Below are 15,549 nucleotides of genomic sequence, written 5' to 3' on the forward strand. Positions count from 1 at the left end.
TCGGTCCTCGCGCCTCGCCTCGCTATCGCGAGTTTAAGTGATGCGGCGTATCCGGCCCAAGCGGCCGGGCGCCGTGCACGACAGCGTACACGCCGCGCGCAGTGTTACGGATTCGACTTCGTAGAAGAAATCTTCGGTCACCCGTGCTTTTTCGTGCCTGCCGCCGTGCCCGCGCGTCGCGTGCCCGGCAGCGTTCAGTCCTCGACGCCGGCCTTGCGCGCCCCTTCGTAGACCCATTCGAGCAGCGCGTCGTGCGCGGCGCGCGCGGCCTCGGCGCGCGGGTCGTTGATGAAGCTCACGACCACGTAGCTCTCGCCATTCTCCGCGCCGACATAGCCCGCGATGGCCCGCACGTCGCGCAGCGTGCCGGTCTTGATGTGGGCATTGCCGAGTGCGCCCGCGTTGGTGAGGCGATTGCGCATCGTGCCGTCGACACCCGCGATCGGCAGCGACTCGATGTACACCTGCGCCACCGGGCTTGCATTGGCGGCCAGCAGCAGGTCGGCGAGCGAGATTGCGCTGATGTGCTCGTCGCGCGACAGCCCCGAGCCGTTGTCGAGTACGAGGCCGTTCATCGGCAGGGCGCTGCGGCGCAGGAACGCCTGGATGGCTTGCGAGGATTTCGCCGTGGTCGCGGGCGGCTTGAGCTGCGTCGCGCCGATCGTCAGGAACAGGTTGCGCGCCATCACGTTGTTGCTGAACTTGTTGATGTCACGCACCACGTCCGACAGCACCGGACTGCGATGTGTGCCGACCAGCCGCGCGTTCGACGGCGTCGGGCCTTCGCGCGTCGTGCCCTGGAAGGTGCCGCCCGCCTGCTTCCACAACGCGAGGAAACCGCCTGCGAAGAAGGTCGAGTGATCGAGCGCCGCGACGTTGACGGTGCGCGGGCCGCAGCGCAGCGGATAGTCGCCGACGAACGACGCCTGCACGAAGCCGCCCTGAACCTGCGCCACCGAAGGCGACGCCGCCTGCAACGAGCCGACGCACGCGCCGCGCGTGACGCGCAGTTCGTTGTCGATCTGCAGTTGCGCGAGTTGCGGCAGCACGTCGATGGCCACCTGTCCGTCCGTGCCCGGCGTGAGCGTGAAGGACAGCGACTTGAACGCGTACAGCAGCGGGTCCGGGCCGACGTTATACGGCGCGGAATCCTCGTTGTCGAAGGCGGGCAGGTCGCGCGTGGAGACGTCGAAGTAACGCTTGTCGAGCACCAGCGCGCCGTCGATGCCGGTGATGCCGCTCTTGCGGATCTGCTCGACGAGATCGATCAATTCTTCCGGCACGAGCTTCGGATCGCCCGTGCCCTGAATATAGAGATTGCCGTGCAGCACGCCTTGCGCATCGAGTTCGCCGTCGGCGTAGGCGGTGGTCTTCCAGCGGTAGTCGGGGCCCAGGATCGAGAGGCCCGAAAAGGTCGTGACGAGCTTCATCGTCGAGGCGGGCAGCATCGGCTCGTTCGCGTTGATCGCCACGAGCGGCACTGGCGCGCCGACCCGCTGCACGACGACGCTCATCGACGACAGCGGCACATGCGCGCGTGCAAGCGCGGTCATCACCGAAGCGGGCAGCGGGCCGGCGGGCACGCTGATCTTCGCCGCGCGGCCGGCCTTTGCTGCCTGCTTCGAAGGCGTGACGCCCTTCGCGCCCTTGCCGCCCCTGGCCGCCCGTTCCGGCGCATGCGCCTGGGCTTCGGCTTTCGTGCCGCCGCGCGCGTGCGCTTCGGGCATCGCGCCGAGGGCCACGGCGCCGGCCATGACAGCGAAAGTGAACGGGGCAAGACGGCGGTACACGGAGCGGAAAGCGAGCGGCATGGACGAACGGTCGATTCGAAGCGGTTGGCGGGCAGCGGCTATTGTAGACAAGCTGGCTTGCGAAAATCGTACGAATCGGCTTGAGTTGCCGCGCGTTGCGGCATGCATGCGACAGGTAGCAGCGCCGGGCCGTAGCACATGCATGGCGCGCCGTTAAGACCCGCTTAAGCCTGAGCCGGAGCCGCGCGGCTACAATGGACCGCGGTCGAAAGGGCCGCTTCACGTAACCATCGGTAGACATGTGCCATGCGAATCCTGCTTGTCGAAGATGACCGGATGATCGCCGAAGGCGTGCGCAAGGCGCTGCGCGCGGACGGCTTTGCAGTCGACTGGGTGCAGGACGGCGAGGCCGCGCTCACGGCGGTCGCGGGCGAGCCCTACGACATGATGCTGCTCGACCTCGGCCTGCCGCGGCGCGACGGCCTCGACGTGCTGAAGACGCTGCGCGCGCGCGGCAACGGCTTGCCGGTGCTGGTCGTGACGGCGCGCGACGCCATCGCGGACCGCGTCAAGGGGCTCGACGCCGGTGCGGACGACTACCTCGTCAAGCCCTTCGATCTCGACGAACTGGGCGCCCGCATGCGTGCGCTGATCCGGCGTCACGCGGGCCGCGGCGAGTCGCTCGTGCGGCACGGCGACCTGGCGCTCGATCCCGTCGGCCACCAGGTGACGCTGGCGGGCAATCCGGTGGCGCTGTCGGCGCGCGAATTCGCGCTGCTCGAAGCCTTGATGGTCCGTCCCGGCGCGGTGCTCTCCAAGAGCCAGCTCGAAGAAAAGATCTACGGCTGGGGCGAGGAGATCGGCAGCAATACGGTCGAGGTGTACATCCATTCGCTGCGCAAGAAGCTCGGCGCCGATCTGATCCGCAACGTTCGCGGCCTGGGCTACATGGTCGCGAAGGACGCCTGATGCGGTCGATCCGCCGCACGCTGCTCATCTGGCTGCTCGCGCTGGTGATCTTCGGCGTCGGCTTCGCGGGCTGGCTGATCTACCGGCAGGCGCTCGCCGAAGCCAACGAACTCTTCGACTACCAGTTGCAGCAGATCGCGGCGGCGTTGCCGTCGGAACCGTTTTCGTCGGTGCTGAGTTCACGCAGCGAAAGCGACGAAGGCGTCGTGATCCAGATCTGGAATCGCAATGGCGTGCTGATGTATTACTCACATCCGCGCGTGCCGCTCGCGCCGCATGCCGAACTCGGCTTCTCCACCGAAACCACGCCGCGCGGCGAATGGCGCGTGTACAGCGCGATCGTCGGCGACAACGTGGTGCAGCTCGCGCAGCCGCTGTCGATCCGCAACCGCGTCGCGGCCGGCGTCGCGTGGCGCACGTTGTGGCCGCTGGTGCTGCTGTTGCCGCTGCTGGGTGTGGCCATCTGGGTCATCGTCGGACGCGGGCTCGCGCCGCTGCGACGCGTGACGCACGCGCTCGACACACGTCATCCCGAGGCGCTCGACCCGCTCTCCGACCGGCGTCTCCCTCAGGAAGTGCGGCCGGTCGTGCGGGCGCTCAATGCGCTGCTGTCGCGTCTGGCGGCGGCGCTGGACACCCAGAAGGCTTTCGTCGCCGACGCCGCGCACGAGTTGCGCACGCCGCTCGCGGCGGTGCAGATCCAGGCGCAGCTGGTCGGGCGTGCCCAGGACGATGACGCGCGGCGCGAGGCGCTCGCGGACCTGAACGAAGGCATTGCGCGCGCGACGCGGCTCGCCGAGCAACTGCTTGCATTGGCGCGCTCGGAGCCGGATGGCCAGGGCGCCGGCGTGACGGTCGACCTGTGTGCCCTGCTGGAAAGCTGCGTGCGCGGTTATGTCCTGGTGGCGCAGGAGCGCGGCGTCGATCTGGGCATCGAGGCGAGCGAGCCGGCGAGCGTCGAGGGCAACCCGGATGCGCTGCGCGTGATGTTCAACAATCTTATCGACAACGCGACCAAATACACGCCGCGCGGCGGCCGCGTGGATGTCTGCCTGAAGGTGCGGGAAGGCCGGCCGCTGGTCGAGATTTCGGATACCGGACCCGGCATCCCTCAAGCAGAACGAGAAAGGGTGTTCGACCGCTTCTATCGCGTCGGCGAAGGCGCGGACCGGGCGCGGACGGATGTGTCGGGCAGCGGGCTCGGCCTCGCGATCGTGCGCAGGATTGCCGCGCAGCACGGCACGCGCGTGGAGCTCGGGGAATCGCAAGCCGGCGGGTTGAAGGTATCGATCCGGTTTTGAACATCGGATGGACCGAGTCTGCTCGACAGCGGTTCTATTGCTGGCCGGCAATCGGCGTGCTTTATCTCCTGACCGTCAGCGCTTGAATGATTTCTTCTGGCAGCGTTATGAATGCTGCTTCCATCAGAGAAAGACGAAATTCATACTTCACCGGCAACTTTGAGACTTTACTCATACGCCGCCGGCATCCCAATTCCTAGAATTTCAAAAGCGGCAATCGACGGATTCCTAAAGATTCACGGGAATTCCTGACACCGCTCCCGTCTGTTCCAGAGAAGGTCGTCCGACGAGTGATCGGCGTGGACGAGCGCGCGCTCGTCTGTCCGCCGGGCTTCATTTCGAATCTCCCCTCTGTTTCAACAGTGCGCGTGTCGCCGATTCATGCCGCCGAGGCGCCTCGGAGAGGCCGGGGTGTTCATACAATAAAGATCCTTGGGAATAAAAATGAATTCGAAGTTTGGAGCGTGGTGGGAAAGCACCTTTCGGGGCGCCGTGCAGGCATGTGTCGAGGCATGTATCGAGGCGCGTGGCGAGGACAAGCCGGGGCGCGTCAGGCGGGTCACGTGTGGAGCGGGGGCGGTGACGTTCCTGCTGTCGGGAAGCGCGTGGGCGGATATCTGTGCGAACAACGGAGCGGCCAACTTCAACTATACGTCGGGGAACGTCGTGTCGAACTGCGGATTCTGGGCGGCCGGGGACATCATCGGCGACCTGCCTGCCGTCGGCATCTGGAACGCGATGGGCAGCGGCACCACGCAAATCGTCGCTTCGACGACGCAGAAAAAGCTGGCGTTCTCGCCGAGTATGTATATCGCCACGATGACTGACAGCGTGAACGGCGGCGTTTTGCTGTCGGGTATCGCGGCGGGTCTGAGCGGACGGGACGCCATCAACGTCGGTCAATTCAGTCCGGTGGTGGCAGTGCTCGGAGGCGGCGCTTCGCTCAATGCAACGACGGGTGCTGTCACCGGGCCTTCCTATGCGCTCGCCACGACCAACCTGATTGCCGGCACGAACGGCGCGGCGAACACGGTCGGCACGGGTTTCGACAAGCTCGATGCGGCGCTGGGCGTACTCAACACGTCCGTGGCGAGCAACACGACGTCCGTCGCCAACATGACCAACCAGATCAACACCGGGGCCATCGGACTGGTGCAGCTGGATACGGTTTTGGGCACCGTGACAGTCGCTAAAAACTCGGCTGGCGCGACCGTCGATGTGTCGGGCATCGCGGGCACCCGGACGCTGACGGGAGTGACCAAGGGCGTGGTGAACGGCGCGAGCACGCAGGCGGTGAACGGCGCGCAGTTGTTTGCGCTGTCGGGTTCGGCTGCTGCGGCGCTAGGCGGGGGCGCGACGGTGGCCATCGACGGAACGATCGTGCCGCCTACCTTTACGGTTGTCGGTCTTTCGGTCAACAACGTCGGCGCGGCCCTGTCGAACATCGATGCACGCACGACGCAGAACATGCTGGACATCGGCGACATCAGCGCGCAAATCAGCCTGGGCGGAATCGGACTGGTGGGGCAGGATCTGCTGACGCGCAACATCACGGTTGCAAAGGGCACCGATGGTTCGGCGATCGACTTCACTGGCCTCACGGGCACGCGCACGCTGAAGGGCGTGACCGAGGGCGCAGTGAACGGCGCCAGCAATGAAGCCGTGAACGGGTCGCAGTTGTTTGCGGTTTCAAGTTCGGCTGCGGCTGCGCTGGGCGGCGGTTCGTCCGTGGATGCTAACGGGCTGGTGACGGCGCCGACCTACACGCTCGACGGTCAACCTGTGCAGGGCGTGGAGGCGGCGTTGACGAACATCGACGGCCGTACCACGCAAAACACCGGCGACATCACGAACAACACGGCCGCGATCAACGACATTACCAATCAGATCAACAACGGTACGGTGGGTCTGGTTCAACAAGAGCCGACCACGCGCATGATCACGGTTGGCAAGAACGCGGACGGTTCGGTGGTCGATTTCACTGGGTCGGGAGGTGCGCGCACGTTGACGGGTGTGGCGAGCGGCGCGGTGAACGCAACGAGCAACGAAGCCGTGAACGGCTCGCAGCTTTACGGGCTCGCCAACTCCACGGCTACAGCGTTGGGCGGTGGTTCATCCGTGGACACGATCGGTCTGGTCACAGTGCCGACCTACACGCTCGACGGTCAACCTGTGCAAGGCGTGGAGGCGGCGTTCACGAACATCGACGGCCGTACCACGCAAAACACCGGCGACATCACGAACAACACGGCCGCGATCAACGACATTACGAATCAGATCAACAACGGTATGGTGGGCCTGGTTCAACAAGACCCGGCCACGCGCATGATCACGGTTGGCAAGAACGCGGACGGCTCGGCGGTCGATTTCACTGGATCGGGAGGTGCGCGTACGTTGACGGGTGTGGCGAACGGTACAGTGAGCGGCGGAAGTATGGAAGCCGTGAATGGCTCCCAACTCTTTGCGGTTTCAGCGTCGGCCGCGGCAGCGCTGGGCGGCGGTTCTTCCGTAGACGCGAATGGCCTTGTCACGACGCCGACCTATTCGCTCAACAGTCAACCCGTGCAAGGCGTGGAAGCCGCATTCACCAACCTCGACGGACGCACGACGCAGAACACCACGGACATCAGCACGATCAACACGCAGATCAGCAACGGGACGATTGGGCTGGTGCAGCAGGACGCTGTTTCGCGCGTCATTACGGTGGCGAAGGACACTGACGGTATGGTGGTCGATGTCACGGGATCGGCAGGCTCGCGCACGCTGACGGGCTTGGCGAACGGCGCAGTGAACAGCACGAGCAACGAAGCCGTGAATGGCTCGCAGCTTCACGGGCTCGCGAATTCCACGGCCACAGCGTTGGGCGGTGGTTCATCCGTGGACATGAACGGTCTGGTCACGACGCCGACCTACACCCTCAACGGTCAGTCCGTGCAGGGCGTGGAAGCTGCATTCACGAACCTCGACGGACGCACGATGCAAAACGCCGGTGACATCACGAACAACACGGCCGCAATCAACGGCATCACCAATCAGCTCAACAACGGGACGGTGGGCCTGGTTCAACAAGACCCGGCGACGCGCACGATTACGGTTGGCAAGGACACAGACGGTTCGGCGATCGATTTCACGGGCACGGGAGGTGCGCGCACGTTGACGGGCGTAGCGAACGGTACAGTGAGCGGCGGAAGCATGGAAGCCGTGAATGGCTCGCAACTCTTTGCGGCTTCAGCCTCGGCCGCAGCCGCGCTGGGCGGCGGTGCTTCCGTAGACGCGAATGGCCTTGTCACGACGCCGACCTACACCCTCAACGGTCAACCCGTGCAAGGCGTGGAGGCGGCATTCACGAACCTCGACGGACGCACGACGCAGAACACCACGGACATCAGCACGATCAACACGCAGATCAGCAACGGGACGATCGGGCTGGTGCAACAGGACGCTGTCTCGCGCGTCATTTCGGTGGCGAGAAACACCGATGGTGCGGTGATCGACTTCACGGGTTCGGGAGGCTCGCGCAGGTTGATTGGTGTAGCCAACGGCGCGGTGAACGCAACGAGCAACGAAGCCGTAAACGGCTCGCAACTCCACGGACTCGCGAACTCCACAGCCGCAGCGCTCGGCGGCGGTTCCTCCATGGACGCGAATGGTCTGGTTACCCAACCAACCTACGCCCTCAACGGTCAAAGCGTGCAGGGCGTAGAAGCCGCATTCACGAATCTCGACGGCCGCACGTCCCAAAACACGTCGAACATTTCGAACCTGCAAGTGAACGTCGCGAACAACACCGCCGCCATCGAGAAGAACACAACCGATATCGCCGACATCACCACTCAGATCAACAGCGGCACCGTGGGTCTCGTCCAGCAGGATCCGGCTTCGCGCAAGATCACGGTGGGGCAGAACGCCAACGGCACGGTCGTCGACGTGACAGGCAGCGAAGGCACGCGCATGGTGACGGGCGTGTCGGCAGGCACGCTCTCCGCCGACAGCACGGACGCCGTGAACGGCTCCCAGTTGTGGACGACGAACCAGCAGATCGCCGATATCACATCGCGGGTGCAGAACTTCGCGGGCGGCGGCAGCACCGTGATTGCCGCCCAGACCAACGACACGCCCGCCATCGCCAGCGGCACGGATGCCACCGCGATCGGCAACGGCGCCAATGCTTCCGGCAACAATGCGGTCGCACTGGGCAGCGGTTCGCTTGCCGATCAGGACAACACCGTGTCGATCGGCGCAAAGGGCAAGGAACGCCGTCTGACCAACGTGGCGCCAGGCGTCAACGGTACCGATGCCGTCAACATGAATCAGTTGAGTGCGGTGCAGAGCAGCGTCAACACCGTGGCGCGTCAGGCCTTCTCCGGCGTCGCCGCGGCGATGGCCATGCCGAACCTGACACCGAGCGCGCCGGGCAAGACCGTCGTTGCCGTGGGCGTGGGCAATTACAAGGGTTACACGGCAGTCGGCCTCGGCGGCACGTATCGTTCGGAAAACAATCGCTGGCTCGTGAACGGCGCCGCAGCCTTCACGCCGAGCGGCGACACCGGCGTGCGAGGTCAGGTGGGCTACGAGTTCTGAGCATCGTTCCATCAAGGCAGCCGGCTGTAATCGATCAGTAAAGCAGTTCGAAGCAAACAGTCGGCGATGCGAAGGACGGCAGCCTCAACGGGCTGCCGTCCCGAGCCGGCGTGCTGTTTCATGAAGCAATGCAAAGAAAGCAATTCAAAGGCACGCCCGCCCTGCTCGAACTTTAAGAAAGCTTTAAGCGACACCCCGTAATCTTGCTCCATCGAAATAGCGCGCTCCAGAAGAGCGCATCCCTCGTCAGGAGCACACGATGAACCGAAAGATCCTCACCCGTAGCGCCGTTGCAGCGGCGGTTGCCGTCGCCTTGTCAGCGGGCTATGTGGCCGGCCATAACAATGTGCCTGCTCCGCAGGTGATCTCGCCGGCGTCCGCGGCCATGATGCCCGCCGAAGCCGCAGCCAAGACCGGCATTCCCGACTTCTCGGGTCTCGTGGAAACGTATGGGCCCGCCGTCGTGAACATCAGCGCCAAGCATGTCGTGAAGCAGACGTCCAACCGTCGCAACATGAATCAGGTGCCGATGGATCCCGACGATCCTTTCTATCAATTCTTCAAGCGCTTCGGCGGCGTGCCCGGCATGGGCGGCGGCGATGGCGGCCCGGGCGCCGATCGTCCGAGCGAAGGACTGGGCTCCGGCTTCATCGTGTCGAGCGACGGCTACATCCTGACGAATGCACACGTTGTCGACAACGCCAATATCGTCACCGTCAAGCTCACGGACAAGCGCGAGTACCGCGCGAAGGTCATCGGCGCGGACAAGCAATCCGATGTCGCCGTGCTGAAGATCGACGCGAAGAATCTTCCCACCGTGAAGATCGGCGATCCGAACGGCAGCAAGGTCGGCCAGTGGGTCGTAGCGATCGGCTCGCCGTACGGCTTCGACAACACCGTGACCTCGGGCATCATCAGCGCGAAGTCGCGCGCGTTGCCCAACGAGAACTACACGCCATTCATCCAGACCGACGTGCCGGTGAACCCGGGCAACTCGGGCGGACCGCTTTTCAATTTGCAGGGCGAAGTCATTGGCATCAACTCGATGATCTACTCGCAGACCGGCGGCTTCCAGGGCCTTTCGTTCGCGATCCCGATCAACGAAGCCATCAAGGTGAAGGACGCGCTCATCAAGACGGGTCACGTCGATCGCGGCCGGCTCGGCGTGACGGTGCAGGGCATGAACCAGACCCTGGCCAACTCGTTCGGCATGAAGTCGCCGCAAGGCGCGCTGGTGAGCTCGGTCGAACCGGGCGGGCCGGCCGCGAAGGGCGGTCTGCAACCGGGCGACGTGATCACCTCGGTGAACGGCGTCGCGGTCGCGGATTCCACGTCGCTGCCGGCGCAGGTCGCGGGCCTCGCGCCGGGCACGTCGGCCAAGGTCACGGTGTGGCGCGACAAGGGATCCAAGGACCTGAGCGTCACGATCGGCGCGCTGAAGGACGCCAAGACCGCCAGCGCGGACACCAAGGGCGACGACGACGCCGGTGCGCAGGATGCCCGCCTGGGCGTCGCGGTGCGCCCGCTCACGCCGGACGAAAAGCAGGGTGATTCGCTCTCGCGCGGTCTGCTGGTGCAGCAATCGAACGGCGCGGCCGCCAATGCAGGCATCCAGGCCGGCGACGTGATCCTGGCCGTCAACGGCCAGCCGGTGACGTCAGTGCAGCAGTTGAAGACCATGGTGTCGCACGCCGGCGACAGCATCGCGCTCCTGATCCAGCGCGACAACGCGCAGATCTTCGTCCCGGTCGACCTGGGCTGAGTGCGCGCTCCAGCATCGTGCCCGCGCCGCGGGCACGATGCATGCTCTCCTATTTCCCGGTGCCCTATCGCGTCAATCGAGCCTTGAACCGGCTTGAAAACAGCGCATCGGGCGTGACGTCGCCATGACCCCAACGCAGTCCGGAGGTGTCGCGACATCGACAAAAAGGAGCAAAAACATGACGAGCAAAATCACGGGCAAACTGACCGCCGCGCTGCTCACGGCGGCGCTGGGCGCAGGCATGGCGAGCGGCGCCTGGGCGCAAGCCTCGGGCGCAACCTCGGGCGGCACCACCGCCGATCAATCGAGCGCCGGCAACACCAACGGCGGCGGCCTGCCGCAAGTCCAGCAACAGGGCGACGTGTCCTACACGTCGGGCGGCGTCGGGCTCGACGAATCGCACGCATTGATCCGCGAGCAGGCGCACTGGCCGCTGTCGCTCCGCTTCACCGGACCGACCGCCGATTACCTGTCGGGCGTGCATGTGCGCATCGTCGGCGGGAAGGGCGGCGAGGTGCTGAGCACCGAATCGATGGGCCCGTACATGCTCGTGAAGCTGCCGCCGGGCAGCTATACGGTGTACGCAAAGTACAAGGATCAGGAAAAGAAGCAGTCTGTCAGCGTGGCGGGTCCGGGCAAGGCCAAGGCGGCCTTCCACTGGAGCATTCAGTAAGCGAACGGGACAGCTGCCCGGTACCATCGGGCCGTTGAAAACCACGCCACCCGGCCCGGGCAGTTTGTCCCATAATGAAGTCACGAGCGTCCGTCGGCAGGCGGGCGCTCGTGGCTTTTTCGTTTTCGGACGCCACGCAGGAGGCGCATTACGATGGGCACGGAACTGAACGACGCACATGACGCGGCGCATCGCATCGAGATCACGCCGAACGGCCGGCGCTGTCGCGTGATCCATCAGGGCGTCACGTACGCCGATACGCACGCAGCTTTCACGCTCCATGAGAGCGGCACCGACAAGGTGCATTACTTCCCGCGCGCCGACGTGAACATGGCGCGGCTGGAGCGCTCGATCCACACGACGCATTGCCCGTTCAAGGGCGAGGCCACGCACTATCATCTGCTGACAGAAGACGGTCCGGTCGAAAACGCCGCCTGGAGTTATGAGGCGCCGCTCGACGCCGCAGCGAAGATCAAGGGCTATCTCGCGTTCTATCACGGTCGTGTCGATCGCATCGACGAAACGTCCTAGGCGGCCATCCGTACAGACAGCGTTACCTTCACTCGGCGATAACGGACGCATGCGTTTCCCGGCCCGGAGGCTTGCATGGAAGTCACCGATGCGTTTCGCGTTCCGCTCGACCCGGACCACGTTCGGGAAGCGCTGGGCGATCTCGCGCTGGTCCGCGCCAGTCTGGACAATTGCGAATCCTTCGCGCGCACGCCGGGCGGCGAGTATGCGCTGACGCTGATCGTGCCGCTCGGCGCATTGCGCGCGCGTTACGAGATTCGCGCGCACCTGGCCGGCCGCACGCGCGAGGCGGCTCACGAGCAGGCCCCGCAACCTGGCGGCAACGAAGACACGGGCGCTGGCTATGCGCGCACGCTGAGCTTCAAGGCGCGCGGGGAGGGCGTGGGCTCGCTGCGCGGACAGATCGCGGTGACGCTGAACCCGGAGGACGAGGGCAGTTCGACCTGGATCGAATACACGGTTTGGGCGACGGTTTCGGGGCCGCTCGCCAGCCTGCCGCCACGGCAGATCGAGAATGCGCTGCGCGAAGGCGCCGACGATTTCTTCGCCGAATTCTGTGAAGTGGTGCGGGCGAAGCACGGCTTTCCGTCGCTGCGCGCGGCGGGGGACGACACGCCGCGACGCCATGTGTTTCTCCGCCCGGGCGCGATGTCGACGGTATTGTCGCGACGTCCCGGCGCGACCCGCGGCATCGCCGGCGACCCGCACGCGAGCGGCGTGCTGCGGCATCGTCTGCATGGGCAGGCGTTCGGGCATCGCGAGCGCGACCATTCGCATGATCCGCATCCGCTCGGCCTGCCGGCCTGGGCCTGGGCGGCGATGCTCGTGTGCGTCGCGCTGTTCGCGTTCGTGGCGCAGTACGTCGGGCTGCAGTAAGGCAGGCGGTACGAGCGCCGAGCTGGCTCATCGGCGACAATGCGCCGGTCCAACCCGTGCTCATCCGCCAAGGAGCTGAACATGCCGCGCCGCGCCCTGATCGTCATCGACGTGCAGAACGAGTACGTCACCGGCAACCTGCCGATCGAATATCCCGATGTGAATGTGTCGCTCGCCAACATCGGCCGGGCGATGGACGCCGCACAGCAACATGGCGTGCCGGTCGTCGTCGTGCAGAACTTCGCTCCCGCGAGCGCGCCGATCTTCGCGCGCGGTTCCGCGCTGGCCGAGCTGCACGAAACAGTCACCTCGCGGCCGCGCGCGCATTACGTCGAGAAGTCGCTGCCGAGCGCGTTCGCCGGCACCGATCTCGCGGACTGGCTCAGCGCGCACGAGATCGACACGCTCGTGATCGCGGGATACATGACCCACAATTGCGACGATTCCACCGTCAAGCACGCCGTGCATGCGGGCCTTGCCGTGGAGTTTCTCGCCGACGCCACCGGCGCCGTGCCCTACGAAAACAGCGCGGGACGGGCGAGCGCGGAGGAAATCCATCGGGTCTTCACGGTGGTGATGCAGTCGCGCTTCGCCGCCGTGCTCGATACCGCCGAGTGGATCACCGCGCTCGACACCGGCGAGCCGCCTGCGCGCGACAACATCTACGCGTCGAACCAGCGGGCGCGCGGCTTGGCGTGAGGTGACGTGATGTCAGGCGCCGGCCGGCAGCAGCAGGGCCGCGCTGGAACGTAAAGCGTCGAAGCTGGCGTCGATGAGCGCTTCGGCGTCGCGTTCCGGATCGACGAGATCGGGCAGCATCAGCGAGTCGTGCAGGATGCCGGTGAAGAGGCAGTGCAGCAGGGTCGTGGCGCGGCGGGTGTCGAGCCGGGCGGGCAACTGCTGTTTCTCGACCGCGTTGCGCAGCGCCCGCTCGATGCGCTCCATGCCGTCGCGCATGTTGTTCTGATGGCGCTCGCGCACCGGTCCCATTTCCTCGACGAATTCGCACTTCATGAACAGGATGTCGAAGACGCGGCGGCGCTGCACGTCCGTCGTGATGTTGTGCATGCACCAGACGAACAGGGCACGCAGGCGCGCGAGGGGATCTTCTTCGCGGCCGTCCAGCGTGGCTTCGATGAGTTCGTCGAGCGGCAGCAGGCTGCGGTCGAACATCGCGTTGAACAGGTCGCCCTTGTTGGCGAAGTGCCAGTAGATCGCGCCGCGCGTGACGCCCGCCGCCTGCGCGATGTCCGCGAGTGTCGTCCGCGACACGCCTTTTTCGTAGAAGACCCGCTCGGCCGCGTCCAGAACGCGATTGCGCGTGGCCTGCGCTTCTTCCTTGGTTCGTCTGACCATATCGTCCGGTCCGTGGACCGTCTGCTCCTGATGCCGCCATGAGAGCCGCGCGCGAAACGCGGCGATGTCGAAGGTTTGTCGTACGTAATCGATTCCCCGAGCGGATTTTTCTCGTGGCCCATCGGGAGAAACACGTACAGTTTTTTACATTCATTCGTGAATGTATATACAATACCACCCGTCGACCGATAGCCCAAGTAGCAGGCGGCGAGTAGTATCCGAACCTAGCTTTCATTTCGATTTCCGTTCTGGCCGTCCTATGGCCTCGAGGCGGCGCTCCGCGAGCGTCGCGCACGGAATTGTGAAAGCCCGGCCGCTGGCCGGCGGTTGCGCTCACTGGTCTCACTGGTTGGTTATTGGTCAGCGTCTTGCGACGCTCGTGCGCGGCATTGCCCGGGGAAGGCCGCCGCGCACCCACTTCACTCTCAGTCTTAGACAGAGGTCGCTCCATGCGTGTCGAACGGGTACCACTCCGCTTAATCACCGCCGCGACGGCTGCCATGTTCCTGGCAGCGTGCGGGCAAAAACAGTCAGCCCCTCCTCCGCAGACGCCGGAAGTCGGCATCGTCACCGTCCAGCCGACGAGCGTGCCGGTCGTCGCCGATCTGCCGGGCCGCACCAGTGCCTTCCTGGTCGCGCAAGTGCGCGCACGGGTCGACGGCATCGTGCTGCGCCGGGAATTCACCGAAGGCTCGGACGTCAAGGCCGGCCAGCGTCTTTACAAGATCGATCCGGCGCCCTACATCGCCTCGCTGAACACGGCCAAGGCAACGCTTGCAAAGGCGCAGGCGAACGTCGCGACGCAGAACGCGCTGGTGCAGCGCTACAAGGTGCTGGTCGCGGCCAACGCGGTGTCGAAGCAGGACTACGACAACGCCGTGGCGACCCAGGGCCAGGCCGTCGCGGACGTCGCGTCGGGCAAGGCGGCGGTCGATACCGCGCAGATCAACCTCGGCTACACCGACGTGCTCTCGCCGATCTCCGGCCGCACTGGTCTGTCGCAGGTGACGCCGGGCGCCTACGTGCAGGCGAGCGCCGCGACGCTGCTCACGACCGTGCAGCAGCTCGATCCGATCTACGTCGATCTGACGCAATCGAGCGTCGAGGGTCTCAAGCTGCGCAGGCAGATCCAGGAAGGGCGTCTGCAGACCGAAGGCATTCACGCCGCGAAGGTCACGCTGGTGCTCGAGGACGGCCGCAATTACACCGAGCAGGGCAAGCTGCAGTTCTCCGACGTGAGCGTCGACCAGAGCACCGGTTCGGTCACGATCCGCGCGATCTTCCAGAACAAGGACCGCGTGCTGCTGCCGGGCATGTTCGTGCGTGCGCGCATCCAGGAAGGCATGAACGACCACGCGCTGGTCGTGCCGCAGATCGGCATCACGCATGACCAGAAGGGCACGCCGACCGCGCTCGTCGTCAACAAGGACGACAAGGTCGAACTGCGCCAGCTCGTCACCGGCGGCACCAGCGGCAACAACTGGGTGGTCGACAGCGGCCTGAACCCGGGCGACCGCGTGATCGTAAACGGCGTCGAGAAGGCCAAGCCGGGCATGCAGGTGAAGCCGGTCGCCGCCAAGTTCCCGTATCCGGCATCCGGTGCGCAGGCCGCGTCGGCGCCGGCGGCGTCGGATGCACAAGGCGCACAGGGCACGCAGGGCGCGTCGGCCCCGGCAAACGGCAGCGGCGCTCAGCCGGCTTCGGCTTCGGCCGCCTCCGCTGCGTCAGGCGCGTAATAAAAGGGAGCCT

General features: G+C 65.4%; 12 protein-coding genes. 9 read left to right on the forward strand and 3 right to left on the reverse strand.

Annotated features, from left to right (window positions below; all coding sequences use genetic code 11):
* Positions 1-194 precede the first annotated feature (194 nt).
* Positions 195-1,811, reverse strand: a complete 1,617-nt coding sequence (gene dacB / locus QCE88_RS03975; RefSeq protein WP_309899361.1) for a D-alanyl-D-alanine carboxypeptidase/D-alanyl-D-alanine-endopeptidase — start codon at positions 1,809-1,811, stop codon at positions 195-197.
* 246 nt (positions 1,812-2,057) lie between these two features.
* Between dacB and QCE88_RS03980 the strand changes: the two genes are divergently transcribed.
* The 3 genes from QCE88_RS03980 to QCE88_RS03990 all read left to right on the forward strand — a co-directional run bounded on the left by QCE88_RS03980 (position 2,058) and on the right by QCE88_RS03990 (position 8,602).
* Positions 2,058-2,720 carry a response regulator gene (locus tag QCE88_RS03980; protein WP_309899363.1) on the forward strand — a complete coding sequence of 221 codons (663 nt, stop codon included), beginning with the start codon at positions 2,058-2,060 and terminating at the stop codon, positions 2,718-2,720.
* Positions 2,720-4,021, forward strand: coding sequence for an ATP-binding protein (locus QCE88_RS03985; protein WP_309899365.1), 1,302 nt, complete (start codon positions 2,720-2,722; stop codon positions 4,019-4,021). Before QCE88_RS03980 ends, QCE88_RS03985 begins: the two co-directional genes overlap by 1 nt.
* A 444-nt stretch (positions 4,022-4,465) precedes the next feature.
* Complete coding sequence (locus QCE88_RS03990; RefSeq protein WP_309899367.1) at positions 4,466-8,602, forward strand: YadA-like family protein; 4,137 nt, start codon at positions 4,466-4,468, stop codon at positions 8,600-8,602.
* 11 nt (positions 8,603-8,613) lie between these two features.
* Here QCE88_RS03990 and QCE88_RS03995 read toward each other — a convergent pair whose 3' ends face one another.
* Positions 8,614-8,814 (reverse strand): hypothetical protein, encoded by a 201-nt coding sequence (locus QCE88_RS03995; RefSeq protein WP_309899369.1) that lies wholly within the window; start codon positions 8,812-8,814, stop codon positions 8,614-8,616.
* Between the two features lie 47 nt (positions 8,815-8,861).
* Between QCE88_RS03995 and QCE88_RS04000 the strand changes: the two genes are divergently transcribed.
* From QCE88_RS04000 to QCE88_RS04020, 5 genes are all read left to right on the forward strand, one after another.
* Positions 8,862-10,364 carry a DegQ family serine endoprotease gene (locus QCE88_RS04000; RefSeq protein WP_309899371.1) on the forward strand — a complete coding sequence of 501 codons (1,503 nt, stop codon included), beginning with the start codon at positions 8,862-8,864 and terminating at the stop codon, positions 10,362-10,364.
* A gap of 178 nt (positions 10,365-10,542) precedes the next feature.
* The gene (locus tag QCE88_RS04005; RefSeq protein WP_309899373.1) at positions 10,543-11,037 is read left to right on the forward strand and encodes a carboxypeptidase regulatory-like domain-containing protein; all 495 of its coding nucleotides are present in this window, start codon (positions 10,543-10,545) and stop codon (positions 11,035-11,037) included.
* Positions 11,038-11,190: 153 nt separating this feature from the next.
* Positions 11,191-11,568 carry a DUF427 domain-containing protein gene (locus tag QCE88_RS04010; protein WP_309899375.1) on the forward strand — a complete coding sequence of 126 codons (378 nt, stop codon included), beginning with the start codon at positions 11,191-11,193 and terminating at the stop codon, positions 11,566-11,568.
* A 75-nt stretch (positions 11,569-11,643) separates the two neighbouring features.
* On the forward strand, positions 11,644-12,444 hold the full coding sequence (locus tag QCE88_RS04015) for an SRPBCC domain-containing protein (protein WP_309899377.1): 801 nt from the start codon (positions 11,644-11,646) through the stop codon (positions 12,442-12,444).
* Positions 12,445-12,525: 81 nt separating this feature from the next.
* Positions 12,526-13,143 (forward strand): cysteine hydrolase family protein, encoded by a 618-nt coding sequence (locus tag QCE88_RS04020; RefSeq protein WP_309899379.1) that lies wholly within the window; start codon positions 12,526-12,528, stop codon positions 13,141-13,143.
* Positions 13,144-13,155: 12 nt separating this feature from the next.
* Here QCE88_RS04020 and QCE88_RS04025 read toward each other — a convergent pair whose 3' ends face one another.
* Positions 13,156-13,800: a TetR family transcriptional regulator gene (locus tag QCE88_RS04025; protein WP_309899381.1), complete on the reverse strand. Its 645-nt coding sequence runs from the start codon at positions 13,798-13,800 to the stop codon at positions 13,156-13,158.
* A gap of 449 nt (positions 13,801-14,249) precedes the next feature.
* Here QCE88_RS04025 and QCE88_RS04030 point away from each other — a divergent pair, with 449 nt between their 5' ends.
* The gene (locus QCE88_RS04030; RefSeq protein ID WP_309899384.1) at positions 14,250-15,536 is read left to right on the forward strand and encodes an efflux RND transporter periplasmic adaptor subunit; all 1,287 of its coding nucleotides are present in this window, start codon (positions 14,250-14,252) and stop codon (positions 15,534-15,536) included.
* Positions 15,537-15,549: the final 13 nt, after the last annotated feature.

The organism is Caballeronia sp. LZ035, from assembly GCF_031451175.1.
Taxonomy (GTDB): domain Bacteria; phylum Pseudomonadota; class Gammaproteobacteria; order Burkholderiales; family Burkholderiaceae; genus Caballeronia.

Coding starts and splice junctions, on each gene's coding strand:
- QCE88_RS04025 (WP_309899381.1), bottom strand. CDS start 13,800: ATGGTCAGACGAACCAAGGAAGAAGCGCAGGCCACGCGCAATCGCGTT.
- QCE88_RS04020 (WP_309899379.1), top strand. CDS start 12,526: ATGCCGCGCCGCGCCCTGATCGTCATCGACGTGCAGAACGAGTACGTC.
- QCE88_RS03985 (WP_309899365.1), top strand. CDS start 2,720: ATGCGGTCGATCCGCCGCACGCTGCTCATCTGGCTGCTCGCGCTGGTG.
- QCE88_RS04030 (WP_309899384.1), top strand. CDS start 14,250: ATGCGTGTCGAACGGGTACCACTCCGCTTAATCACCGCCGCGACGGCT.
- QCE88_RS03980 (WP_309899363.1), top strand. CDS start 2,058: ATGCGAATCCTGCTTGTCGAAGATGACCGGATGATCGCCGAAGGCGTG.
- QCE88_RS04000 (WP_309899371.1), top strand. CDS start 8,862: ATGAACCGAAAGATCCTCACCCGTAGCGCCGTTGCAGCGGCGGTTGCC.
- QCE88_RS03995 (WP_309899369.1), bottom strand. CDS start 8,814: ATGGAGCAAGATTACGGGGTGTCGCTTAAAGCTTTCTTAAAGTTCGAG.
- QCE88_RS03990 (WP_309899367.1), top strand. CDS start 4,466: ATGAATTCGAAGTTTGGAGCGTGGTGGGAAAGCACCTTTCGGGGCGCC.
- QCE88_RS04010 (WP_309899375.1), top strand. CDS start 11,191: ATGGGCACGGAACTGAACGACGCACATGACGCGGCGCATCGCATCGAG.
- dacB (WP_309899361.1), bottom strand. CDS start 1,811: ATGCCGCTCGCTTTCCGCTCCGTGTACCGCCGTCTTGCCCCGTTCACT.
- QCE88_RS04005 (WP_309899373.1), top strand. CDS start 10,543: ATGACGAGCAAAATCACGGGCAAACTGACCGCCGCGCTGCTCACGGCG.
- QCE88_RS04015 (WP_309899377.1), top strand. CDS start 11,644: ATGGAAGTCACCGATGCGTTTCGCGTTCCGCTCGACCCGGACCACGTT.